General features: G+C 66.5%; 23 protein-coding genes. 8 read left to right on the top strand and 15 right to left on the bottom strand.

Annotated features, from left to right (window positions below):
- Positions 1–6: 6 nt before the first annotated feature.
- Entirely contained in the window at positions 7–2289 is a 2283-nt protein-coding gene (locus IFU00_06505; GenBank protein MBD8541938.1) for a PAS domain S-box protein, read from the bottom strand.
- Between the two features lie 263 nt (positions 2290–2552).
- On the opposite strand from IFU00_06505, the gene ribA reads away from it, so the two are divergent.
- The 3 genes from ribA to IFU00_06490 all read left to right on the top strand — a co-directional run bounded on the left by ribA (position 2553) and on the right by IFU00_06490 (position 5725).
- On the top strand, positions 2553–3236 hold the full coding sequence (ribA, locus tag IFU00_06500) for a GTP cyclohydrolase II (protein MBD8541937.1): 684 nt from the start codon (positions 2553–2555) through the stop codon (positions 3234–3236).
- Between the two features lie 78 nt (positions 3237–3314).
- Positions 3315–4781: a trypsin-like peptidase domain-containing protein gene (locus IFU00_06495; GenBank protein MBD8541936.1), complete on the top strand. Its 1467-nt coding sequence runs from the start codon at positions 3315–3317 to the stop codon at positions 4779–4781.
- Positions 4778–5725: an FHA domain-containing protein gene (locus tag IFU00_06490; GenBank protein ID MBD8541935.1), complete on the top strand. Its 948-nt coding sequence runs from the start codon at positions 4778–4780 to the stop codon at positions 5723–5725. Before IFU00_06495 ends, IFU00_06490 begins: the two co-directional genes overlap by 4 nt.
- 9 nt (positions 5726–5734) lie before the next feature.
- On the opposite strand, the gene IFU00_06485 is transcribed toward IFU00_06490, so the two are convergent.
- Complete coding sequence (locus tag IFU00_06485; GenBank protein MBD8541934.1) at positions 5735–7354, bottom strand: response regulator; 1620 nt, start codon at positions 7352–7354, stop codon at positions 5735–5737.
- 201 nt (positions 7355–7555) lie between these two features.
- Between IFU00_06485 and IFU00_06480 the strand changes: the two genes are divergently transcribed.
- The 4 genes from IFU00_06480 to IFU00_06465 all read left to right on the top strand — a co-directional run bounded on the left by IFU00_06480 (position 7556) and on the right by IFU00_06465 (position 11550).
- Positions 7556–8620, top strand: a complete 1065-nt coding sequence (locus tag IFU00_06480) for a histidine kinase (GenBank protein ID MBD8541933.1) — start codon at positions 7556–7558, stop codon at positions 8618–8620.
- Complete coding sequence (locus tag IFU00_06475) at positions 8608–9336, top strand: response regulator transcription factor (GenBank protein MBD8541932.1); 729 nt, start codon at positions 8608–8610, stop codon at positions 9334–9336. The genes IFU00_06480 and IFU00_06475 overlap by 13 nt, the downstream gene beginning before the upstream one ends.
- A gap of 79 nt (positions 9337–9415) precedes the next feature.
- A complete protein-coding gene (locus IFU00_06470) occupies positions 9416–10633 on the top strand; it encodes an acyltransferase family protein (protein ID MBD8541931.1) in 1218 nt (405 codons plus the stop codon).
- 119 nt (positions 10634–10752) lie between these two features.
- Positions 10753–11550 carry a hypothetical protein gene (locus tag IFU00_06465; GenBank protein MBD8541930.1) on the top strand — a complete coding sequence of 266 codons (798 nt, stop codon included), beginning with the start codon at positions 10753–10755 and terminating at the stop codon, positions 11548–11550.
- Between the two features lie 51 nt (positions 11551–11601).
- Here IFU00_06465 and IFU00_06460 read toward each other — a convergent pair whose 3' ends face one another.
- The 4 genes from IFU00_06460 to leuC form a co-directional block, all read right to left on the bottom strand.
- Positions 11602–12216 carry a flavin reductase family protein gene (locus IFU00_06460; GenBank protein ID MBD8541929.1) on the bottom strand — a complete coding sequence of 205 codons (615 nt, stop codon included), beginning with the start codon at positions 12214–12216 and terminating at the stop codon, positions 11602–11604.
- A 39-nt stretch (positions 12217–12255) separates the two neighbouring features.
- Positions 12256–13173, bottom strand: a complete 918-nt coding sequence (locus tag IFU00_06455) for a LysR family transcriptional regulator (GenBank protein ID MBD8541928.1) — start codon at positions 13171–13173, stop codon at positions 12256–12258.
- Positions 13174–13250: 77 nt separating this feature from the next.
- A complete protein-coding gene (gene leuD / locus IFU00_06450) occupies positions 13251–13889 on the bottom strand; it encodes a 3-isopropylmalate dehydratase small subunit (GenBank protein ID MBD8541927.1) in 639 nt (212 codons plus the stop codon).
- Positions 13889–15304: a 3-isopropylmalate dehydratase large subunit gene (leuC, locus tag IFU00_06445; GenBank protein ID MBD8541926.1), complete on the bottom strand. Its 1416-nt coding sequence runs from the start codon at positions 15302–15304 to the stop codon at positions 13889–13891. Before leuC ends, leuD begins: the two co-directional genes overlap by 1 nt.
- 282 nt (positions 15305–15586) lie before the next feature.
- Here leuC and IFU00_06440 point away from each other — a divergent pair, with 282 nt between their 5' ends.
- Entirely contained in the window at positions 15587–16543 is a 957-nt protein-coding gene (locus tag IFU00_06440; protein ID MBD8541925.1) for a tripartite tricarboxylate transporter substrate binding protein, read from the top strand.
- 11 nt (positions 16544–16554) lie between these two features.
- On the opposite strand, the gene IFU00_06435 is transcribed toward IFU00_06440, so the two are convergent.
- The 9 genes from IFU00_06435 to IFU00_06395 form a co-directional block, all read right to left on the bottom strand.
- Positions 16555–17454, bottom strand: a complete 900-nt coding sequence (locus tag IFU00_06435; protein ID MBD8541924.1) for an ion transporter — start codon at positions 17452–17454, stop codon at positions 16555–16557.
- Positions 17451–18005 (bottom strand): NAD(P)H-dependent oxidoreductase, encoded by a 555-nt coding sequence (locus IFU00_06430; protein ID MBD8541923.1) that lies wholly within the window; start codon positions 18003–18005, stop codon positions 17451–17453. Before IFU00_06430 ends, IFU00_06435 begins: the two co-directional genes overlap by 4 nt.
- A 72-nt stretch (positions 18006–18077) precedes the next feature.
- Positions 18078–18383: a hypothetical protein gene (locus IFU00_06425; GenBank protein MBD8541922.1), complete on the bottom strand. Its 306-nt coding sequence runs from the start codon at positions 18381–18383 to the stop codon at positions 18078–18080.
- Between the two features lie 2 nt (positions 18384–18385).
- Entirely contained in the window at positions 18386–19651 is a 1266-nt protein-coding gene (locus IFU00_06420; GenBank protein ID MBD8541921.1) for an MFS transporter, read from the bottom strand.
- Between the two features lie 64 nt (positions 19652–19715).
- A complete protein-coding gene (locus IFU00_06415; protein MBD8541920.1) occupies positions 19716–20231 on the bottom strand; it encodes a 2-C-methyl-D-erythritol 2,4-cyclodiphosphate synthase in 516 nt (171 codons plus the stop codon).
- Between the two features lie 21 nt (positions 20232–20252).
- A complete protein-coding gene (locus IFU00_06410) occupies positions 20253–20972 on the bottom strand; it encodes a 2-C-methyl-D-erythritol 4-phosphate cytidylyltransferase (protein MBD8541919.1) in 720 nt (239 codons plus the stop codon).
- Between the two features lie 19 nt (positions 20973–20991).
- Positions 20992–21687 (bottom strand): hypothetical protein, encoded by a 696-nt coding sequence (locus tag IFU00_06405; protein MBD8541918.1) that lies wholly within the window; start codon positions 21685–21687, stop codon positions 20992–20994.
- A 5-nt stretch (positions 21688–21692) separates the two neighbouring features.
- Positions 21693–22250, bottom strand: a complete 558-nt coding sequence (locus tag IFU00_06400; protein MBD8541917.1) for an NUDIX hydrolase — start codon at positions 22248–22250, stop codon at positions 21693–21695.
- Positions 22251–22306: 56 nt separating this feature from the next.
- Positions 22307–22633 carry a DUF2818 family protein gene (locus IFU00_06395; GenBank protein MBD8541916.1) on the bottom strand — a complete coding sequence of 109 codons (327 nt, stop codon included), beginning with the start codon at positions 22631–22633 and terminating at the stop codon, positions 22307–22309.
- Positions 22634–22636: the final 3 nt, after the last annotated feature.

Below are 22636 nucleotides of genomic sequence, written 5' to 3'. Positions count from 1 at the left end.
TCACGGTCAGGCCAGCGGTAACTCCACCGTAAACCGCGTCCCTGCGCCGGCGCGGGTTTCGAACCCGATCGAGCCGCCGTGTTCTTCGACGATCGCCTTGCTGATGGAGAGGCCCAGGCCCGAGCCGCTGCGCTGGCGCGAGTCGGCGGCGTCGGCTTGCGCGAAGCGTTCGAACACGCGGCTCTGGAACGCCGGTGGAATGCCGGGCCCTTCGTCGGTCACGCTCAGGCGCGCCCAGCCCGGGCGCTGCGCCAGGCCCAGGATGACGTCCTTGCCGCCCGGTGTGAACTTGATCGCATTCGATACCAGATTGGTCAGTACCTGCACCATGCGGTCGTGGTCGATCTCGGCCTGGACAAATTCGGCGCCCGGTGGCATGTCGAGACGCACCGTCACGCCCGCCTGGCGCGCCTGGCCTTCCATCGCATCGGCCACGTGATGCATCAGCGGCGCCAGCAACTGGGCGGTGCGCTGGTATTCCATATGCCCTGCTTCGATCTTCTGGATATCGAGCAGGTCGTTCACCATCCGCATCAGGCGATCGCAGCTCTGGCTGGCAATCGCGACCAGCCGCGCCGCGTCGGGCGGCAGGTTGCCGGCCATGCCGCCGTCGAGCATCGACAACGATGCGTGGATCGACGTGAGCGGCGTGCGCAGCTCGTGCGAGACGGTCGAGACGAATTCGTTCTTCATGCGCTCCACCTTCTTGCGATCGGAAATATCGTGCAGGAAGATCGAGAAGAACGCATCCTCGCCCTCGCCAGCCAGCGTCACCGTACTCTCGACCGTGAACTCGAAGCCCTGGCGGTTGATCACGGTGCGTTCCATGCGGCGGGCGAGCATGAACTGGCCGTTCTGGCGGAATGCCTGCAGCGCCTTGCCGATGCTGTCGCGGTAGCGTTCGGGCAGGATCATTTCTGCCAGCGGCCAGCCCACGGCCTCGTGCCGGGTCCAGCCGAACATGCGTTCGGCGGCCGGGTTCCAGTCGACGATCATGCCGCGCAGGTCGACCGCAATGAATGCATCCTGCGCTGCCTCGACGATGGCGATGATGCGGCCCTCGCTGGCGCGCACCGCGACCAGCGCGCGTTCCAGTTCGCGGGTGCGGCGATCGACCCGCTGTTCCAGCGTGTCGTTCAGGGTCTGCAGATCGGCGCGGCGTTGCACCAGCGCCGTCACCAGCGCATTGAGCGCGCCCGACAGCTGATGCACTTCGGTATAGCTGCTCCCGGCCGGCACCAGTTCATGCGTGTCGCCGCGGCGCAGGCCATCGGCCGAATGGGCCAGCGCCGCCAGCGGGCGCGTGATGCGGCGCGCCAGCAGCCAGCCGCCCAGCGAGAACAGCAGCGCAAGTGCGCCGCCGCTCCACAGGGCGCGCGAGCGTAATTGCCGTACCGGCGCGTAGGCATCCTGGAGATCCTGGCGTACCAGCACATGCCAGCCCAGGCCAGGGTAGTCGCCTACGGCCTTGGTTGACGCGTAGCCGACCAGATAGTCATGCCCATCCGGCCAGCGCTCGACTGCATACCCGGTGCGCCCTTTGCGCGCCGCATTCAGGCTGCCCAGTCTGACGGTCGTGTCGAGCAGGTCTTGCGGCCCGAGCAGCACCACGCCTTCGGCACTGACGATCAGTGCCTGCACCTTGTTGCGGGTCTGAACCGGCGCGATGATCGAACGTTCGACCTCGCGTGCCCATTCCCACGACAGGTGCGTGCCCATCACGCCGGCCGGCTGGCCATTGGCATCCAGATAAGGAAAGGCCACGTCGACAAACCTGCGCGGCTCGCCCTGCTGCACCGGCAACAGCTTGGCCAGCAGCACTGCCTCGTGCACGTCGCCGACATGTTTACCTGCCAGTGCATTGCTGAACCAGGGCCGCTTGGCGACGTTCTTGCCTTCGAGCAGCCCGCGCGCCTCGACCAGCACCGTGCCGTCCATGGCGGCCAGGCCGATCCATTCGTAATAACCGTAGGTAGACTGCATGTCGGCCAGGATGCGGCGCCGTTCAGCCTGGCTCGTCTCGGGGGAAATCAAGTCATTGCGGCGCGCCATCAGGCGCACTTCGCGGAACCGTTCATACATGCCGCGATCGAGCTTGTCGGCGGTCTGCATCGCCATCTCGCCCAGCCCCCCGCCGATACTGGTCTTGACCTGCGCCGTCGCGGAGCGTTCGACCACTTCGACCAGCAGCAGCGTGAGAATGCCGCTCATCAGCGTGAACGCGAGAGCAAGCCGTGCACCCAGCCCGCGCGGGGTCAGGCGATGCCAGAAGGATTGGGGATTCTGCATGGAAGACATGACTGTGTCGATTCTCCGAGCGTAGCACGCAGATGATGGCCCAGGGCAATACTATACTTGGTAATCGACCGAGAGTTACAGGAAAACCCGGTGTAATTACCCATTCTGCCTAAATGTGTTGCGAGACCGCCTTGTACGAACATACCTGCAGCCGTGGTGTTGCAGCGGCGGTCGGGGTGATTCCGCACGGCCACGCCCGATTTCCGATAAACTTGCGCCTTACAAGTCTATCGTCATCGATTGGAAACACCGTCATGCAAGCCGCCGCCATTCCCGCCAACGTCCCGCCCGCCCTGCTCGACTACGCCACCTCGTGCGCGCTGCCGACGCCGTGGGCCGAGTTCACGCTGCACGCCTGGGTCGAGGCCGCCACCGGCAAGGAACACCTGGCGATGGCGCTGGGCGACCTGGGCAACGGCGAGCCGGTGCTGGCGCGCGTACATTCCGAATGCCTCACCGGCGACGTGATGTTCTCACAGCGCTGCGATTGCGGCGCACAACTGGAAGGCGCGCTGCGCCGCATCGCCGAGGAAGGTCGCGGCATCGTGCTGTACCTGCGCCAGGAAGGCCGCGGCATTGGCCTGCTCAACAAGATCCGCGCCTACCGCCTGCAGGAAGCCGGCGCCGACACGGTGGAAGCCAATCTGCAACTCGGTTTTCATGCCGACGCCCGCAACTATGAACTGTGCCGGCCGATGCTGGCCCAGTTCGGCATCAAGGCGGTGCGCCTGATGACCAACAACCCGCGCAAGATCGACGCCCTGACCCGCCTGGGAATCACGGTCACCGAACGCGTGCCGCTGCTGGTGAACCGCAACGCCCACAACAACAGCTACCTCAATACCAAGCAGGCCAAGCTGGGCCACATGATGGCGCCCCTCACGTCGCTCGAGCAGGGCGAGCCGGTTGCCCCGGCCACGTCTGCTCCGGTTGCCTGACCGTGGGCGCGCTAACGCGCGCAGCGCTGGCCGCCCCGATGGCAAGATAGCGGCTTCCCTCTGCTTCCTGGTAACCGCATGAACCGGACCGTCGTGGCACGCCTGGCCGCACTCCTGACCACCTGCCTGGCGCTTGGCGCGGGGCTCGATCTCGTCACGCGGCCAGCGAGCGCGCAGACGGGCGCGGGCACCGTCGCGCGCGCCGGACTGGCTGCACCGGCAGGTGCCCCCGTCGCCGCACCCGTGCCGCAGATCGCCGTCGACACGCCGCCGGCCGCCACGCCGACCGAGCTGATTGCGGGCGAGGCCGACACGCAGGACGCCCTGCCCCAGCCTTCGTCGGCTGCGCAGGACCTGTATGAATCGGCGCGCAGCGACCTGCTGCAGATCCGCATGCTGCTCAAGAACGGGCGCACCCAGTCCACGGTTGGCTCGGGCTTTTTGGTCGGTACCAGCAATCTGGCGCTGACCAATTACCACGTGGTCTCGCAAATGGCCCTCGACCCGGCCATCTATACAGCCGAATACATCGACACCGACGGCAATACCGGCCCGGTCGAACTGCTGGCGGTCGACGTGCTGCACGACCTGGCCGTGGTGCGCATCAACCGCAATGGCAGCGGCTTCTTCAAGGTGCCCGAGCAGAAAGTAAAACTGCGCCAGGGCCAGCCCCTGTACTCGCTGGGCAATCCGCTCGACCTGGGGTTTGCGATTTCCGAAGGCGCCTACAACGGCGTGCTTACGCGCAGCTTCTACGATCGCCTGATCTTCAGCGGCCCCATCAACTCGGGCATGAGCGGCGGCCCGAGCGTGACCGCCAGCGGCACAGTGGCCGGCATCAATGTCTCGCGCCGGCGCGACGGCGAATCGGTCAGCTTCCTGGTGCCGGTGATGTACGCACAGGAGCTGCTGCGCAAGGTGGCCGAGCAGGCCGCGCCACCGCCTGATTTCAATCCGCTGATCGGCAAGCAGCTGCTGGCGCATCAGGCCGGCATGGTCGACCGGCTGCTCGAAGAGCCGCTGACGCTCAAGGGCATGGGGCCGTACCTGGTGCCGGTGCGCGAGTCCGGCCAGGTGCGCTGCTGGGGGCGCTCCAATGCGCGGGGTGCCGCCTACGCGGTCGACGCCATGAGTTGCGTGATGCAGTCGGCAGTGTTTGTCTCGGACGTCCAGCAGACCGGTAATGTCTCGATGACCCACCGCTACATCCGCTCGGGGACGATGGACCCGATGCGCTTTGCCGCGCTGGCCACCGACATCTTCCAGGTCGATAACCTGGGCAGCACGGGCGATCCGCGCCTGACCAAGCCGTTCTGCACCGAGCGCTTCGTGCACACGCGCACGCTGCCGCTGCGCGCCGTGACCTGCGTGCGCGCCTACCGCAAGTTTGAAGGACTATACAACTTCACGCTGCTCACGGCCAGCACGGACGCCTCGCAGGCCAGCCTGCAAAGCCGGCTCGATGTGTCGGGCGTGTCGTACGAAAACGGCATGCGCGTCACGCGCGCCTATCTTGGCGCCTTCGGGCGCCCGGTGCGCAAATGAGCGGCCCCTGGACCATCGAGACGCTGGCGCGCAATGGCGAGGTGCTGCACCGGCATCGCGTGACCACCCTGCCGATCCGCCTTGGCCGCGCCTACGACAACGACTTCATCGTCGACGACGAGTACGCCGCCGCGCACCATGCGCTGGTCGACCTTGGCGCCGATGGCGCCCTGCTGCTGCGCGACCTGGATACCAAGAACGGCATCAACCACAAGGGCAGGCGCGTCAAGGAACTGACGCTGGGCGGCGACACCGTCGTGCGCATGGGGCACACGTCGCTGCGCATCCGGCCTGCCACGCACCCGGTACCGCCCGAACTGGTCGACCGCACGATGCACGGCTGGGAAGGCATGCTGCCGGGCGGTGCCGGCATCGTGCTGTGCCTGCTGACCGCGCTGCTCGTGGCCTGGCTGCTCGACGCCGGCGCCGACCCCGAACGCTATGGGGTGTATCCGGCGGTGGCCGTGGGCGCCGGCCTGGCCTGGAGCGGCATGTGGGCGTTTTCCAACCGTCTGTTCGGGCGCCGCGCACGCCTCGGGCGGCATCTGTTCATTGTCGGCTTGGGCCTGGCCGCGCTGGTCGGCGTGCGCCTGCTGGCCAGTGTGGTGGCCTATGCGTGGTCGCTTGAATGGCTGACCGGCTACGGCTCGCATGCGGTCGTGGTGACGGTGTCGATGATGGTCTACTTCCATCTGGCCACCGTGACGCCGCAGTTCCGGCGCCGCCTGCGCCTGTCCTGCGCCGGGATTGCGGTGCTGGTTTCGCTGTTGATCCTGGCCGGGAACATGCAGCGCAATGGCCGCACTGCCGACGAGCTGTACATGCCGGTGCTGCTGCCGCCCGAACTGCGCGCCAGTCCCGCTGTGCCGGTGGCCGAGTACATGGGCAGCGTGGGCGCGATGAAGCGCGAGATCGACGCCGAGCGTCGTGGCAACGCCGAGTAAGGTAGACGCCTAGTCCAGCGCCGCCAGCAGGCGGCTCACCGTTTCGGCCGCGATCGGCTTGGTGAAGTGCTGGTCGAACCCGGCTTCGCGCGAGCGCGCCTGGTCTTCTTCCGAACCCCAGCCGGTCACGGCGACGATGGTCATCCGCGCCAGTTCGGGCATCGCGCGCAGGCGCGTGGCCAGCTCGAAGCCCGTCATGCCGGGCATGCCGATGTCGAGGAACGCGACGTCCGGCACGAACTCCCGGGCCAGGACCAGCGCATCGCGGCCATTGTTCGCGGTACGGATCTCGTGCGAGTTCAGTTGCAGCAGCAGCGACAGGCTTTCGGCGGCGTCGGTGTTGTCGTCGACCACCAGGATGCGATAGGTGCGGCGCTGCGCCGTGCGGCGGTCCTGGCGCGCCGTGTCGTCGCCTGCCACCGCCATGCGCGCGCCCAGCGGCAGGCGCACGGTGAACGTGCTGCCAAGGCCGGCGCCGGGACTTTCGGCGCTGACACTGCCGCCGTGCAGCGCCACCAGCTGGCGCACCAGCGACAGGCCGATGCCCAGCCCGCCCTGCGCCAGGCCCCTATTGCGACCGACCTGGTTGAACATCTCGAAGATCGTGTCCTGGTGTTCGGGAGGGATGCCCACGCCGCTGTCGGTCACTGCCACCACGGCCTGCCCGCCGCGGTTGCCGTCGCTGCGTTCCTTGTGCACCGTGAGGCGGATACTGCCGCCGGGCGGCGTGTACTTGGCCGCATTGGTCAGCAGATTGTTGATCACCTGCGCGACGCGGGTCGGATCGATGTCGAGCAGCAGCGGCTCGCCCCACATCTCCACGTCGAGCACATGGCGCGCGCCCTGGATCATCGGCGTGCTGGTCTCGACCGCGCTCGCCACCACGCGGTTGAGGTCGACCAGCTGCTTGCGGATCTCGATCTTGCCGCTGGTGACACGGGCGACGTCGAGCAGGTCGTCGATCAGGTGCGTCATCTGGCGCGTCTGGCGCTCGAGCATTTCGCGTACGCGCTCGATCGTCTCGGGACTGTCGGCGCGCAGGCGCATGATTTCCAGGCCGGTGCGGATCGGGGCCATCGGGTTGCGCAGTTCGTGGGCCAGCACCGCCAGGAATTCGCTGCGGTGGCGGCTGGCCTCGGCCGATTCGTGCGCCTGGCGCTGCAGCGCAGCCTCGACGCGCCCGTGCTCGCCGGCGTCGAGCGCGCAAGCAGTATGAAAGAACCCGTGCACCGTGCCGGCGGCATCGCGCAGCGGCGAGAAAGCAGTGTTGAAGTGGCGCGTGCCGGGTCCGAGCAGCACGTCGTCGAGCCAGGCCGGTACACCGGCAAGCGCGCTGCCCACCAGCGGCGCGAGATGCGGCCAGGCAGCGGGCAGAATGTCGGCCAACGGCTGACCCAGCGCCTGCGCGGGTTGTTCGCCCAGCAGGCTGGCGTAGGCATCGTTGAACAGCACCGGCATGGCGTCCGATGCAGGCGTACGCCAGCCAACCAGCGCCGGATGCCGCGCGTCGAGCATCAGGTCGACGGCCACCCGCAGTTCGGGCGGCCAGCCGGCCGCGTCGCCCAGTGCAGTTGCTGCCCAATCGTGGTTGCGCACCAGCGCGCGCATGCCTCGATGGTCGGAGGACATGGAAGAAGGTCGGCCCGGATCGTTCATGGCTTGATTGTCGCATGAACTCCAATTGACAGTAGGCAATTGATCCTTGGATGATGCAGTTTCGCAGCAGCCGTATGCAGCAACCGTATGCAGCAACCGTACGCAGCATGCATGGCGCTTTGACACGCGATCACGAATGCTGGAAGATCGGCCTTCACCTATCCGGTCCGCCCCATGCCATCACGCCGCACCATGCTCGTCGCCGGCATTGCCTGGCTCCTGTTCTGGACGCTGATGGTGCTCGTCGCCGTGGAAGACTACCGGCGCGACGGGGGAAGCGCGCCCTGGCAGCCGGTCTTGTGGGAGACCTCGTCGGCACTGGTGGCAACCTGTCTGTTCGTGATCCAGCGCCGCTTCAGCGCGCAGCATGACGTGCTGGTCGCCACGCCCTGGCGCTGGTTCGGCCAGCAGGCGCGCTGGCTGCCACTGTACTGGTTCGGGTTCACGCCGATCGTGTTTGCGCTGCGCCACGCTGTCTATGCATTGGCGGGCGAGCGCTACGAGCACGAGGCCTGGGCCGAGGTGTTCGTCTACGAGGCGCTCAAGATCTCACTGTTCTTCGGCATCTTCACGACGATCGGCTTCGGCCTGCTGTCGTACCGCGAGATGATGAAGAAACGCGTGCGCGCCGAGCAGGCTGGCGCGCTGCTGCGCGAAGCCCAGCTCGAACGCCTGACGCGCCAGATGCAGCCCCACTTCCTGTTCAATGCGCTCAACACGATTTCATCGCTGATGCATACCGACGTGGCGCGCGCCGATGCGACCCTCGTGCGGCTGGCCGACGTGCTGCGCGTGACGCTGGCGCTGGGCGACAAGCCGCAGGCGAGCCTGGATGACGAATTGCGCCTGGCCCAAGGCTACGCCGCCGTGATGCAGGAACGCTTCGACGGGCGCGTGACGCTGACCTGGGCCATCGAGCCGGCGGCTCTCACGGTGCGGCTGCCGGCCATCAGCCTGCAGCCGCTGCTCGAGAACGTGTTCAAGCACACGGTGGCGCACCGGCGCGCATCGACGGCGATCCGGGTCGAGGCCCGGATCGTGGACGGCGCGCTGCACTTGTCCATCGAGGACGATGGCGGCGTGCTGGCGCCATCCGGCACACCCGGCACGCCCGGCATCACGGTGATCAACCTGCGCACCCGCCTCGCCGCGCTGCATGGCGACGGCGCAGGCCTGGCGCTGAGCGCACTGCAACCGGCTGGCGTACGCGCCGAACTGAGGGTGCCATGCGCCTCCTGATCGTCGACGACGAACGGCCGGCGCGCGAGCGCCTGCGCCGCATGCTCGCGCACGAACCGGGCGTCACGTCAGTGACGGAAGCCGCGGACGGCGTGGAAGCGCTGGCGCTGGTCGCGCGCGACGCGCCCGACGCGCTGCTGCTCGATATCGAGATGCCGGAACTGTCGGGCATCGATGTGGCTGCCTCGCTGGTGGCGCCGGCGCCACTGGTGGTGTTCGTGACCGCGTATGACGACTACGCGCTGCGCGCCTTCGATGCCGAGGCGGTCGACTATCTGCTCAAGCCGTTCGATGGCGCGCGGCTGCGGCGCACACTCGACCGGCTGCAGATTCGGCTGCAGAGCCGGCTGACAGCAGCAACACGCGCGCCGGCACTCACCTGTACGCCACCGCGCCAGCTGCTGGTGACCGAGCGCGGCGCCACCCGCATTGTGCAGGTCGCCGATATCGAGTGGCTCGAGACAGCCGACAACTACGTCGCGCTGCATACGCGCGACGGCGCGCCCTTGCTGCGCCAGTCCCTGGGCACGCTGCTCGGGCAACTCGGCCCCGCGTTCGTGCGCTGCCACCGGTGCGCGGCGGTGCGCCTGACCGCTGTCAACCGCATCGTCCCGCACAGCAAGGGCGATTGCACACTCGTGCTGCATAGCGGCGCGGTCGTTCCGTGCAGCCGGCAATACCGGGCGTCCCTGCTCGATCCGCTTCGCCCCGCCTGAAGTCCGGTTCACCCCATCGCGCTGGCGCGGCCACGCAGGACTGCGCGATGCTGGGGCCTTCAAACGATGAGGACACCCCATGCAGCCATCTGTTCCTGCCACCAGCGAGCGCCTGTACTTTCTCGACTGGGTACGCATCCTGGCGTTCTTCGTGCTGATCGCGTATCACGTGGGGATGTATTACGTGAGCTGGGACTGGCACGTGAAGAGTGTGCACGCCAGCGAAGCGGCCGAACCCTTCATGCTGCTGTCGTCGCCCTGGCGCCTGACGCTGCTGTTCTTCGTGGCCGGGGTGGCCTCGCATTTCATGCTGGGGCGCCTGGGCCCGCGGATGTTCCTGCGCCGGCGCAGCCTGCGCCTCTTGGTGCCGCTGTTGTTCGGGATGCTCGTGATCGTGCCGCCGCAGCCCTATCTCGAAGTCGTCGAAAAACTCGGCTACACGGGCGATTTCCTGGCATTCATGCGGCTGTATATCGTCGGCTACGACGGCTTCTGCCGCGAAGATTGCCTGTCGCTGCCCACCTGGAACCATCTGTGGTTCGTGCTGTACCTGTGGTGTTACACGGTGGTGCTCGCCGCCGGCGCGGCGCTGCTGGGAGAACTACGCAGCGCCGCGCTCGCGCGCCGGGTCGGCGCCGTGCTGGATGGCTGGCGCCTGATATTGCTGCCGGTCGTGTTCCTGGGCCTGGTGCGCATCCTGTTGCTCGACCGTTTTCCGCAAGACCATTCGCTGACGAACGACTGGTACAACCATGCCACCTACCTGCCCGTCTTCGTTCTCGGCGCGCTGCTGGCGCGCACGCCACGGATCTGGGCCACGATGATGGCGCAGCGCTGGCCTGCGCTATGCCTCGCCCTGGCGGCCTGGGTCGGGATCGTGCTGTGGCTGCTGGGGCCACACGAAACCATGACGCCGCACGACATCGAACGCTGGCGCACTGGCATGCGGTTCGTCTACGCGCTGTGCGCCTGGAGCGCCATCATCGCTGCCTGCGGCTTCGCCCGCTGCCACCTGAACCGTGACGGGCCTGCCCGGCGCTACCTGACTGACGCCGTGTTCCCCGTCTATATCGTGCACCAGACACTGATCATCACGATGGCGCACGCCTTCAAGCCGCTGCATCTGGCGCCTGGCTTTGAAGCGGTGCTGTTGATGATCCTGACCGCCTGCGGCAGCTTCGCGCTGTACGAGGTGGTGCGGCGCGTGCCGCCCATGCGGCCGCTGTTTGGACTGGCGCGGCAAGCGCGCCCCGTTCGGCCGAGCGGATCCGTGACGGGAACCGCAGTGCCGCAGTAAGCCGCATCCCGGGCATTCGGCGCGCACCAAAAGTGGTCGCATCAAGGCGGGTCAGCCGGTCAACCGGGCTGGCCCGATCCTTGCATGTATAAAAGCACACTGAACTGCGGGAGAAGTCGATGTTTACCCAAAACGATGTGCTCGAATACACGGGCATGCATGGCCATCTGATCCGCGTGCTGTGGATCGACCGTTCACAGGCGCTGGCCTGGACGTACCGCCTGGGCAGCCACGCGGCCCTGCCCGAGCCGGTGCTGTTGCACGAACTCGAGGAAGCACTGCGCGCTGGCGGGGTGCGCCGGTTGCTGGTCGATCCGTTCGCGGCCGCGCCGCCGCAAGAGCCGGTACCGCAAGGCTATCTGGCCCTGCAGGCCAAGGCCTGGTCGGCCGTGCGCGCCCTGCACGCCGACCGCCAAGCCTTGTACCAGCCGCGTGATCGCGCCATCCTGATGGCCGGGTATGCTGCGGCGCACGGCATCTCGAAGTCCAGCATCCTGCGCTACCTGCGCCGCTACTGGGAACGAGGCCAGACGCCGGATGCGCTGCTGCCCGACTACGGCAACTCGGGCGCACCGGGCCGCACCCGCGCCGTCACCGCCGGCATCAAGCGCGGCCGGCCACGCAAGGGCGAGGCCACCGGCACCAATGCGGACGAACGGATGCGCGCAATCTTCCGCGCCGCTGCGGCGCGCTACGCGGCGAGCCACGACGATTTTTCGCGCCGCGCAGCGTACCGCCAGATGCTGGGCGACTTCTTCCAGGGCCAGGATGCAGGCGGCCTGCCGAGCTTCGGCCAATTCAATTACTGGCTCGAACGCGACGCCGCTGCCCCGCCAGCGGTCACGCTGACGCGCCCGAGTGCACCATTGCCGGGCCGCGCTGCACCACGCTTTGCCCACCACGCGTCCATGCCGTAAACCACCAATCCGGTGCGCCGCACGCCACCGTGGTGCGCACCGGACACTCGTCTAACGTGGCCGGCGCATCTGGAACAGCTGTTCCGGCCCGACCGAAAAGTAATCGGCGGGCCCGCCCGCGCGCAGGATGTGGCCGGCAGTGGCCGTGTCGTAGATGCCGTCCTTCAGCGACGCTGCAGCGATGTGCACGCCCACCACTTCGCCCAATACGAGCCAGGTCGGCACCGTCTCGCCGCTGACCTGCTGCAACTGGATGATCTGCGTGACCTTGCATTCGAACGCGACCGGGCTTTCGGCCACGCGCGGCGCTGCGACCAGGCGCGACGGCGTGGGCGTCAGCCCGGCCAGCGTGAATTCATCGACCTCGGGGCCGACGGCGGCGCACGACGCGTTCATCGCCTCGGCCAATGACCGGGTCGCGAGATTCCACACGAATTCGCCCGTCTCCTGCACATTGCGCAGCGTGTCCTTGGCGCCGATGCTGGCAAACCCGACGATCGGCGGCACGTAGTTGAACGCGTTGAAGAAGCTGTACGGTGCCAGGTTGCGCACGCCGGATGCGCTCAGCGACGAGATCCAGCCAATGGGCCGTGGGCCGACGATGGCATTGAAGGGATCGTGGGGCAGCCCGTGGCCCTGACGGGGTTCATAGAAATGGATCGACATGGGTTGGTTTTTTCGTGAATGGATTGAAATGGTGTGCGTTCAGGGCGCGTTGATGGCGCGGGCCGCATCGGCGCTCAGACAGCTGGCCAGCAACCTGACCGGGGCTGGCAGCGCCAGCGTGCTGCGCAGCGCAAGCAGCAGCGTGCGCTCGGCCCAGTCGTCGGTCAGCGTGATGAGTTTCAGGCCCATCGAGCGTACATGGGGTTCGGCAGCCAGGCGCGGCAGCACGCCGATGCCCAGGCCGACCATCACCATGCGGCAGACGGCGTCGAAGCTGCGCACCTGGATACTGAGCTTCAATGGCTTTTCAAGGCGGCTGCATTCAGTGCGCAGCCGCTCGGCCAGCGACGTGGCTTCGGACAGGCTGACGAATTCATAGTCCAGCGCATCGGCCAGCCGTACGCTGTCGTACGTGGCCAGCGGATGATCGTGCGACACGATCAGGACCAGCCGGTCCTGCCGGTAATCGAAGACGTCGATATCGCCGACGGCGGTGCGGTCAGCGAACAGGCCGATGTCGGCGCGGTTCTCGCGCACTGCCGCCACCACGTCGCCGCTGTTGCGCTCTTCCAGGCTGACGCGGATGCCCGGATGCTCGCGCCGAAAACGCGTCAGGTCGTCCGGCAGGAACTGCGTGACCGCGGAGGTGTTGGCCCAGATGCGCACCTGGCCCCGGCCGCCCGCGGCAAAGTCGGACAGGTCGCCCGACATCCGGTCGACATCCTGCAGGATACCGAGCGCATGCTGGAAACACGAGCGGCCCGCCTCGGTCAGCGTGACGCCATTGGCGTGGCGGTACAGCAGCCGCGTGCCCAGGTGCGCCTCCAGGTCGGATACACGCTTGCTGGCCGCAGCGACAGCGAGATTGGATTGCTGGGCGCCGCGCGTGATGCTGCCGGTGCGCGCAATCTCGATGAACAAGTTGAGCGTGACCAGATCAAAACGCGCGTAGTTCAACAGCACTCTCCTTGGATGGCCGACATGGTGGACAGCGTGCATCTTGCCACAAGCAGGCGGCGTCGTTGCGCGCCGCTTCAGAACACCCAGTCTTCTTCCTTCCTGCGCCATGCCTCGTAGGCCTTGATCTTGTCGGCGTGGCCGATCGTCAGCGCGATATCGTCGAGGCCATGCAGCAGGCGATCCTTGCGCGCCGGGTCCACCTCGAACCGGCTGACGCGTGCTTCGCCCGGCCAGGTGACGGTCTGCGCCGGCAGGTCGACCTTCAGCGAAAATCCGGGCGTGGCATCACATGCCGTGAACAGCGCATCGACCTCGTGGTCCGCGAGCACGATCGGCAGCAAGCCGTTCTTGAAGCAGTTGTTATAAAAAATCTCGGCAAACGACGGTGCGATGAGCACGCGGATGCCAAAGTCGGCCAGCGCCCACGGCGCATGCTCGCGCGAACTGCCGCAGCCAAAGTTGTCGCGCGCCAGCAGGATGCTGGCGCCCTGGTAGCGCGGCTGGTTCAGCACGAAATCCGGGTTGAGCGGCCGGCCGCTGCAGTCCTGGTCGGGTTCGCCGGTATCGAGATAGCGCCAGGCATCGAACAGGTTCACACCGAAACCGGCGCGGCGGATCGACTTGAGAAACTGTTTGGGGACGATGGCATCGGTATCGACATTGCCGCGATCGAGCGGCACGACCAGTCCTTCGTGTACGGTAAATTGTTCCATCAGCACCACTCCCGGATATCAACGAAATGCCCCATGACGGCAGCGGCCGCCGCCATTTCCGGACTGACCAGGTGCGTGCGACCGCCCGCACCCTGCCGCCCTTCGAAATTGCGGTTCGAGGTCGAGGCTGCGCGCTGGCCGGGCTGCAGCTGGTCGGCGTTCATGCCCAGGCACATCGAACAACCCGGCTCGCGCCATTCGAAGCCGGCCTGACGGAACACGGCGTCCAGCCCTTCTTTCTCGGCTTGCTGCTTGACCAGCCCCGAGCCCGGCACCACCATCGCCAGTTGCACGTTGTGCGCGACCTGCCGGCCGCGCACGATCGCGGCCGCAGCGCGCAAATCCTCGATGCGCGAGTTGGTGCATGAGCCGATGAAGACGACATCGACATGGATGTCGGTGATGCGCGTACCGGGCGCCAGGCCCATGTATGACAGCGCGTGCACGATCCCGGCGCGCCGGGTCGGGTCCGGCTCGTGCGCCGGATCCGGCACCACGCCGTCGACGGTCGTGACCATCTCGGGCGACGTGCCCCACGTCACCTGGGGCTTGATCGTGGCCACGTCGATCGTCACCACCGCATCGAACACGGCATCAGGGTCGCTCGCGAGGGTGCGCCAGTACGTCACGGCGCGCTCCCATTGCGCACCGCGGGGCGCTTCCGGCCGGCCCTCCAGGTAGGCGAGCGTCTTGTCGTCCACTGCGATCATGCCGCAGCGCGCGCCTGCCTCCACCGTCATATTGCACAAGGTCATGCGGCCTTCCATCGACAAGGCGGTGACTGCCGCGCCGGCATATTCGATCGCATAGCCCGTTGCGCCTGCGGTGCCGATCTTGCCGATCATCGCCAGCGCCATGTCCTTGGCCGTTACGCCCGGTGGCAGCAGGCCGTCGTAGCGCACCAGCAGGTTCTTCGACTTCTTGCCGAGCAGGCATTGGGTCGCCAGCACATGCTCGACCTCGGACGTGCCGATGCCGAATGCCAGGCAGGCAAACGCGCCGTGGGTGCTCGTGTGGCTGTCGCCACAGACGACGGAGAGGCCCGGCAGCGTGACGCCCTGCTCCGGCCCGATCACATGGACGATGCCCTGGCGCCGGTCCGTCATGCCGATTTCGTCGATCCCGAATTCGCCGCAATTTTTCGTCAGCGTTTCAACCTGCAGGCGCGAGACGGGATCGTCGATGCCGGCCGCGCGGTCGGTGGTGGGAATATTGTGGTCGGCCACGGCCAGGTTCGACGCGATGCGCCAGACCTTGCGCCCGTGCGTGCGCAGGCCTTCGAAGGCCTGCGGGCTCATGACTTCATTGAGCAGATGGCGGTCGACGTACAGCAGCGTCGTGCCGTCATCCTCGACATGCACGGCGTGCCGTGCCCACAGTTTGTCGTATAGCGTGTCGCCTGGCTTGTCTGCCATGATCTGTCGTCTCCATCGCGATCGTTCGATTGCCGGCACTGCCCGCTCTGCGGCGGCGTTGCCGGTGGACCGAGTGTGGCCCGGATTGCGATGGCCGGGGAATCCCTGAATCGGCAATTCCCGTTTCGCGGATGACGAAGGCTTCGCGGAATGCGAAGACTGCACGACCGATAATACGAATGCCAGCCCGGCGATAAGTCAGTACATTGGCTTGTACCTTGCTGCACCCAAAGCCCGCCCCCGAGAGCGGGTCATGACAGACACATTCACAGGAGACGTACGATGCTTCGCACCTTTGCCGGCAGCCTGCTGCTGCTCGCTTCAGCCACAGCCCTTGCCCAATCGCTGCCATCCAAGCCGATCACGCTGATCGTTCCCAACCCGCCCGGTGGCGTGGTCGACACGGCCGCGCGCGTGGTCGCGCAACCGCTCGGGCAGCTGCTCAAGCACACGGTCGTCGTCGACAACCGGCCTGGCGGCAGCGGCAATATCGCCTACCAGACGGTGGCCCGCTCGGCGCCGGACGGCGCCACGCTGCTGGTGTCGTATTCGGCGTATCACACCGCCAATCCGTCCCTGATGACGAAGCTGCCATGGGCGCCGAAGGATTTCACGCCCGTCGCGCTGCTGGTCACCGCAACCAATGTCGTGGCCGTGCACCCGTCCCTGCCAGTCAACACGCTGGGTGAACTGGTGGCGTACCTGAAAAAGAATCCCGGCAAATTCAGCTACGCGTCGCAGGGCAACGGTTCGCTGTCGCATATCGGCACCGAGCTGTTCAAGCAGCAGACCGGCACGAATATGCTGCACGTCCCGTACAAGGGTTCCGGCCAGGCGATCGCGGACGTGCTGTCAGGGCGCGTGCACGTGTTCATCACGACGCCACCGTCGGTGATGCAGCATGTCCAGTCCGGCAAACTGAAGGCGCTGGCCATCGCCGGCAAGGCGCGTCATCCGATGCTGCCGCAGATACCGACGACGGCCGAAGCCGGCTATCCCGAGTTCACGCTCGAAGCCTGGGTAGGCCTGTTCGCGCCGGCGGGCACACCGCCCGCTCTCGTCACGCAATTGACCAATGGCGTGAAGGGCGCGCTGGAGACGCCGGAAGCGAAAAAACAGGCCGATGCGCAGGGTGTCGAAATCCGCTATCTGAATCCGCCTGCCGTCGCCACTCTCGTGACGGGCGAGCTCGATTACTGGAACAAGGTCATCAAGAAGGCGAACATCACGCTCGATTGACGCCCCTGCCGTCAGGCCTGGTCTGCCGCCAGGCCGGCGCCGCAATCCTTGCAGAACTGCGCGCGCGGATCGTGGCCCGTGCTGCCGCAGGCGCTGCAGCTGCGGGGTTCGCCGCGCGGCGCGTGACGCGCCAGTTTCTGCGAAGTCATCTCGGCGCTGACGATCCCGGTCGGCACCGCCAGGATGCCCCAGCCGAGCAGCATCATGAACGAGGCAATCGCCTTGCCCAGATGCGTGTGCGGCGTGATGTCGCCATAGCCGACCGTCGTGATCGTCACGGTGGCCCAGTACATCGCCATCGGGATGCTGGTGAAGCCGCTTTCGGGCCCCTCGACCACATACATCACGGTGCCGAGAATCAGGATCAGCATCAGCACGACCGACAGGAACACCATGATCTTGCGCTTGCTGGCCACGAGCGCCTCACCCAGGCGCGTGTACTCGTCGACATAACGCGTGAGCTTGAGGATGCGGAAGATGCGCAGCAGCCGCAGGATGCGCACGTCGAGAAAGACCTGGCTGCCCGGGACCAGCAGTGAAATCCAGGTCGGCAGCACCGAGACCAGATCGATCACGCCATAGAAGCTGCGCGCATAGCGCATCGGGCGCTGGACGCAGACCAGACGCGCGAGGTACTCGAGCGTGAAGAAGATCGTAAACGTCCATTCGAGCACCGACATCTGCGCCGCGTAGCGCCGGCCGATGGCAGGCACGCTGTCGAGCACCACGGTGAGGATGCTGAGCAGGATGATCGCCACCAGCGCGAGGTCGAAGCGGCGCCCGGCCGGCGTGTCGGTGCCGAAGATGACGTCGAACATGCGCGCGCGCCAGCCGCCGGGCGGGCGGCCCAGCAGGGTTGGCATATCGCGCGGCGCGATCGGTACGGCGTGGCTGTCAGTCGCCCGGCTCATCGGGCGTGCTGCGTGACCCAGGCGCCAAATGCGGCCATGAATTTTTCAAAGAAGGCGCGGGCGCTGTCGTCGACCAGCCGGTCGCCCTCGTACTTGCTGGCGACGCCGCCAATATAGGCCTCTGGCGCCGGCATCGTCGGCATGTTCAGGAACGGCAGCATCTGACGCAGGTGGTGGTTGGCGCCGAAGCCGCCCAGGGCGCCGGGCGAGACGCTGACCACGGCGCACGGCTTGTCGGCAAACGCCGCCTTGCCATACGGGCGCGAGCCGACGTCGATCGCGTTCTTGAGCGAACCTGGCACCGAGCGGTTGTATTCGGGCGTGCAGAACAGGATGGCGTCGGCGCCTTGAATCGCCTCGCGGAACACCGTGAATGCCGGCGGCGGCGTGTCGGTTTCGTCGTCCTCGTTGTACAGCGGCAGGTCGCGCAATTCGACGATCGTCAGTTCAAAGCCGTCCGGGGCCACCGCGATGAGGCTGTTGGCAACGCGGCGGGTGAACGATTCCTTGCGCAGGCTGCCGACGAGGACGGCGATTTTCTTGGTGGTCATGGGGATCCTTTGATTATGCATGATGTGTTATCGATCTCTCATGATACCCATTTTCACTGCGACGCTGGGCCGTTACAGGCGCAGGCGCCGGTACATCTGCAGGAAGCGCTTGCGCCCTGCCTTGGTCAGGACCACCACCGGGTCGCCATGCCAGGCATACAGGAACGGCGCGCCGCCCTGGCGGTCGCTGATGCGCACCGACAGCAGGAACGCCGTGCCAAGCGGGTACTGCGCCAGGTCGAGCAGGCGGCGCGAACATTGCACCCGCATGCCCGTTGAAAACGCCTGCCCCGAGACAGGCGAAATGCACGGCCGGCCGCGCCAGTCCAGCCTTGACTCCACCGCCACCTCGCGGTATGCCCATGCATCGCGCGCCATCGTTACGCCTTCGCCAGCGCGGGTGCGCGCACCACATGCGCCTCGCGGATCGGCAGATTGATCAGTGCGGCAGCCGCCGCCAGGGCCATGTCGGCGTACCACATCCAGCTGTAGTCACCCGTGTGCACGACGGCCAGTCCGCCCAGCCAGGCGCCGAAGAAGCCGCCGATCTGGTGCGACAGCAAGGTCATGCCGAACAGCGTGGCCAGGTAGCGCACACCAAACAGCTTGCCCACCAGCCCTGCGGTTGGCGGCACCGTGGCCAGCCAGGTAAAGCCCAGCGCGCCGGCGAAAATATAAAAGGTCCAGGCCGTCTTGGGCGCCAGCAGATACAGGCCGACGATGACGACGCGGCTCGCGTAGATCCAGAACAGCAGCGACTTCATCCGGTAACGCGAGGCCAGCATGCCAGCCGACAGGCTGCCGGCGATGTTGAACAGGCCGATCAGCGCAAGCGCCGTGGCCGACACGGTCGTCGGCAAGCCGCACATGGCGACTTCGCCCGGCAGGTGGGTGACGAGAAAGGCGATGTGAAAGCCGCAGGTGAAGAAGCCTGCATGCAGGCACAGGTAGCTGCGGTCGCGCAGTGCCTGGCGCAGTTGCTGGCCGAGGGCGACGGGTGGTACCGCCGGTGCTGCCGGTGCTGCCGGTGCTGCCGTCGGCAATGCTGGCGCAACGGCGGCGCGCTTGCGGCGCAGCGGCCAGGCCAGCGGAATGGTCAGCAACGCGGTGGCCGCCAGCGTGAGCATCGCCACGATCCAGCCAGCGCCGGCGATGATCGCGCCCATCAGCGGGGCCAGCGCGAACTGGCCGAACGAGCCACCGGCATTGATGAAGCCGGACGCGAACGCGCGGCGCTCGGGCGGCAGGCGCTGGGCCGTGGCGCCGATCAGGATCGAGAAGCTGCCCGCCCCTGCTCCGGCCGCCGACAGGAAACCCATTGTCAGCAGCAGCGCCCATTCGGACCCGACGAACGGCGTGGCGGCCGTGCCGACCGCCAGCATCACGCCGCCCAGCGCAATCACGCGACCCGGGCCATACTTGTCGGCCACGGCGCCAAAGACCGGCTGCGCCACGCCCCACATCAGCTGCGCCACCGCCATCACGAAGCTGATCGTGGCCACGCCCAGGCCGGTGGCCGTGTTCAATGGCGACAGAAACAGGCCGCTCGTGAGACGCGTCCCCGTCGTGATCATCATGACGGCACTGGCCACCAGGATCAGGGTCCAGGCCGCGCGCGGCGACAGGTGGGCGGAGGCGTTTGTCATTTGGCAATTATAGAGCCACCACCCCTGCCATGGGCAACGATCGGTTGACCGATCAGTCGACGGATCAGTCGGCTGGCGCGCGGATCAGCAATGCGGTCGATTGCGCGGCCATGCCTTCTTCGCGCCCGAGATAGCCCAGCTTCTCGTTGGTCTTAGCCTTGATGTTGACCTGCTGCGGCGAGACGCCCAGGTCTTCGGCGATGCGCGAGACCATCAGCGGGATGTGCGGTGCCATCTTCGGTTGCTGCGCGATGATGGTCGCGTCGATATTGCCGATCGTGTAGCCGGACTGCAGCACGCGGTGCCCCACTTCGCGCAGCAGCGTGCGCGAATCGGCGCCGGCGAACATCGGGTCGGTGTCCGGGAAGTGCTTGCCGATGTCGCCCAGCGCGGCCGCGCCCAGCAGCGAATCGATGATCGCGTGCAGCAGCACGTCGGCATCCGAATGGCCTTGCAGGCCCAGGCGGTGCGGGATCGTCACGCCGCCGACGATGAGCTTGCGCCCTTCGACGAGCGCGTGGTTGTCATAGCCGGTACCGATACGAAACGGTGGAGTGGGATTGTAGGATGCGAGTGCCATGATGGTCGTTTCTTGTCTTGGTCAAATGGAGGCGTCAGCGGCCAGGTACATCTCGGCGATGCGGATGTCCGATGGCAGCGTGACTTTGAGATTGCGCGGGTGCCCTTCGACCAGCCTGGGGGCCAGGCCGAGAGCTTCCACGGCGCTGGCGTCGTCGGTGATCGCGGCAGGGTCGGTCGCCGCGTCGAGCGCGCGGCACAGCAGCGCGTAGGTAAACATTTGCGGGGTCTGGGCCAGCCACAGGTTGGCACGATCGACGGTGGCAAGGCCGCCGTCGCCCCTGCGCTTGACGGTATCCACCACCGGCAGGGCCAGCAGGCCGCCGGCCGGATGGTCGCCTGTCTCGGTGATCAGGCGTTCGATCAGCGCCGCGTTCAGGCCGGGGCGCGCGGCGTCGTGCACGAGAACGTGGTCGGTATCGGCCAGCGCGGCGCGCACGGCGTGCAAGCCGTTGCGGATCGATTCCATGCGCGTCGCGCCGCCGCAGCGAAGGACCGTCACGCGGCTCGAGTCATCGCTGGCGTCCGGCAGCACGGTGTCGATGAACGGGTCGTCCGCGCTGACAACCACATAGGTGTGCGCAATCAGCGGGCTGGATAGAAAGGCGTCGACCGTGTGGCGCAGCATGGGCTTGGCGCCGATCGGCAGGTATTGCTTGGGACTGCCGGCAGCCATGCGGGCGCCGACACCGGCGGCCGGAATCAGGGCCACGTGGCGGGTTACGTCGGGTTGTTCGTTCATTGTCATCAACAGCTGGTTGTCATCCATTACGCCGTGCAGGTCTCAACAACGACTGTACCTCACCTGCACAAACCTTGCCCAGGCGGGCGTACTCCTGCGGCGTATCGATCGCGGCCTGCAGCACTTCCACTTTCGCCATCTCACCCTTAATGTAGGGCATCCAGCTACGGTCGATCTCGCGCTGCAGCAGACCCCGCGCCTGGCCGATGGGCGCGTACAGCGGCTTGCCGGCAAAGCGCGCCGCCAGTCGGGCGCGCACGGTGGCTTCGGCTTTCGGCATGAAGGTCTGGTAGGTCGTCAGGTGGCGCATTTCGTGGGCCAGCACTTCGCGGTAGGCGCACGATGCGGGCGGGAATTCACGGCTCACATACACAACGATGGGCGCGTAATCGAGACTGACGTCAATGCGCGGCGCCACGCATTCATAGCCCGTCGCCGCGTCGATCAGCATGCGCCCGTCGACCTTGATGCGCACGCGTGCTTCGGTGTGGGTCAGGCCAAGCACCCACGAGCCGCGCCGCACGCTGGGCATCAGGCGCGTGAGGTCATGATACGAGCGCGTGTTGTCGATGCGATAGCCCTGCTCGCGCGTCGACAACACCGAGATGCTCTCGCCGATCGTGTCTTCGCAGCGCGCCTGCAGCGGCGTGCGGGTTTGCGCCGACACCGACGAGGCCAACAGGATTAGTACTGCTGCAAACAACCAGGGCTGCATCGTGTTCAGGCGGGGGTCCAGTCGCCGGCCGGGATCTTCTCGAGCCAGAACGTGCCGATGATCGTCTTGACGTCGGTGATCTCGCCACGGCGCACGAGTTCGAGCAGTTCGGGCAACGTGACACTGAACAGTTCGAGGAATTCGCCGGCGTCGAGCCGTTGCTCGCCGTGCGTCAGGTCTTCGGCCAGGAAGATCTCGAGGTGCTCGTCCGAGTAGGCGATGGCATTGTGGATGGTGCAGACGAAGCGCCACTTGGCAGCCGTGTAGCCGGTCTCTTCGACCAGTTCACGTTTGGCGCAATCGAGGTGGTCTTCGCCCGGATCGATTTTACCGGCCGGGAATTCGATGAAGACCTTGCCGTTCGGGTAGCGGAACTGGCGTTCCAGCAGGATGCGCCCATCGGGCAGTAGCGGGAGGATGACAACGGCGCCGGGGTGGCGGATGAATTCGCGGTGGCTTTCCTTGCCATCCGGCAGACGAATGCGGTCGCGTTCGACCTTCAGGAAGTGACCATCGTAGACGACGCCGCCATCAAGGCGGGTTTCTTTCAGTTCCGACACTATGTGCTCCTTATCGTTGAGGCTGCGATACGAAGCATCATAAGCGAACCGCCCGATCTCTACCTGCGTGGCTTGTGCAGATACCGCATCACGAAGCCGGGAAACGCCAGTACCAGGAACAGGCACCCGGTCACGGCATGAAACTCCCAGGTCTGCACGGCCACCGACCCGATGCGCGATTCGAGCAGGCGGGCAATGAAGCCCACCACGAAGTACAGGACGATCAGCTCGAGCAACCGCACCGGGAACGGCTTGGTGCGGCGCTCCCCGGCCGGCTTGCGGCTGGGGAGCGTCACGAGCCCGAACAGGCGCTCGTTGATGAACGGCAGATTGGCGGCGGCCAGTGCAAGCAGCACCACCAGCCAGGCGGCCAGGTTCAGATCCACGCC

The sequence above is a fragment of the Oxalobacteraceae sp. CFBP 8761 genome, assembly GCA_014841595.1.
Taxonomy (GTDB): domain Bacteria; phylum Pseudomonadota; class Gammaproteobacteria; order Burkholderiales; family Burkholderiaceae_D; genus Telluria.
The sequence above is the reverse complement of the archived record's forward strand: the minus strand, read 5'-3'. Positions and strand labels throughout refer to the sequence as shown.